Consider the following 1,657-nt stretch of genomic DNA (forward strand, 5'->3'; position numbering starts at 1 on the left):
TCGTAAGGCTTCTCAACGCCAACGTCGATGGGAGATTGACCAGACGGGATGACGGTGACGCCCGTGATCTCTGTGCTCGAGCAGGCGCGCACGGGCGTCACCGTCATCCCGTCTGGTCAATCTCCCATCGACGTTGGCGTTGAGAAGCCTTACGATGCGACTGCCGCCTTCACGAATGTGGGCGCGCTTCGCGAGACCGTCGACGCCGCCTGGGCGAAGGCCGAGGTCGCGCACGGCTCGGCCATCGCCCGCATCGACGCGCAGCTTGTACCGCTGCTTGACGTCACGTCACGCGAGGATCGCAGCGCTGAGCAGGTGGTCCGGCGCGACACGCTGCTCGCGCACCGGGGGGGCCTCGTCTCGAAGCGCAACTTCAGCTTCTATCGTGACGTGATGGACCAGACCGACGGGCGGGTCGAGGCGCACCAGATCATCGGATCGGATCGCGATCCGGAACTCATCCTCGCGCTCGAGGAGATCGCTTCAGCCCAGCCTGTCACCCTCGACGAACTTGCCGTCCAGCACGGTGCGCGCACTGCTGAGGAGCGCGACCGGATCATCTCGCTGGTGCGCGCGCTCAACGGTGAGCGGCTGACGGCGGCGCAGAACCGCTTTGCGCGGCTGCCTCAAGACCTGCGCTACCATCGTCCCCCGTCTGACGGCCTGACGGAGACGGCGCGTCCGTTCATGGCGCAGGAGGACGGCATCGTTGTTCCGGCCATCTACTATCAGCGTGACAGCGCAGACCCGAGTGCTCCTCCCCGCGTCTTCAAGGGCAGGGATCTGCTCTCATCGAGCTTCTGGCACACGGGGGCGGTCAGTGGGGAGTTCATCACCAGCCGGGACGGCGGCATGGTGATGCTGGGCGAGTCGCATCTGCAAGCGCGCGGGGGGGATCGCAGCACACTCGTGCACGAGATGGGTCATGCTTTTGAAGACGCCGTGCGGCGCCTCGATGCACCGACCCACGCGCATTACGTCACGCAGCGCGACGAGAGCTTCTGGCGCAACGCCACGGGGAAGGGTCATTTCGTGAGCGCGTATGCCGCCACAAATCCGAACGAGATGGCGGCCGACACCTTCGCCTATCGCTTCTCGGGAGACGCTGCGCGCATGCAGCGCGTCGATCCGGTGTGGCGAGCGCAGCTCGACGGCTTCATTGCAGACGGGTCTCGTCTTGGCGAGGCGTGTCTGCAGTCGGTTGCGACGCGTGGCAAGGCGTCTGCGCTGGGCGCCGCGCCGCTGGTTCTGGCGCAGGCCTCCGCGGCGCCGGAAGGGCGTGTCTATCAGCGCGGCGTGGCCTCCTGGTATGGCCCCGGATTCGACGGGCTGCCCACCGCTTCCGGCGAGCGGTTCAACCGTCGCGCGCTCACGGCCGCTCACCGCACCCTTCCGCTGGGGTCACGTGCGCAGATCATCAACCTCGGCAATGGTCGCTCGGTCGACGTGGTGGTGAACGACCGCGGCCCCTATGTGGGCGGTCGTATCATCGACGTGTCACAAGGGGCCGCCGAGCAGCTCGGGTTTGTAGGGGCGGGAACGGCCCGCGTGGAGATCCGGCTTCGCTACTGAGACACCCGCTCAGCGCCTGGGCGTTGGGGTCGGCGTCGGCTTTGGCGTCGGCATATCAGCACATGCAGGCGCTCGTCCGTGATAC

Annotated in this window: 1 protein-coding gene; it reads left to right on the forward strand. The window is 66.9% G+C overall.

All coding sequences use genetic code 11. The annotated features are described in order from the left end of the window. Nucleotides 1-1,113 precede the first annotated feature (1,113 nt). Nucleotides 1,114-1,572, forward strand: coding sequence for a septal ring lytic transglycosylase RlpA family protein (locus tag EB084_24890; GenBank protein ID NDD31501.1), 459 nt, complete (start codon nt 1,114-1,116; stop codon nt 1,570-1,572). Nucleotides 1,573-1,657: the final 85 nt, after the last annotated feature.

This window comes from Pseudomonadota bacterium, assembly GCA_010028905.1.
Classification (GTDB): Bacteria; Vulcanimicrobiota; Xenobia; order RGZZ01; family RGZZ01; genus RGZZ01.

What these genes read in the sequence shown, in the direction of transcription:
- EB084_24890 (NDD31501.1), top strand. Translation starts at nt 1,114, where the DNA reads ATGCAGCGCGTCGATCCGGTGTGGCGAGCGCAGCTCGACGGCTTCATT.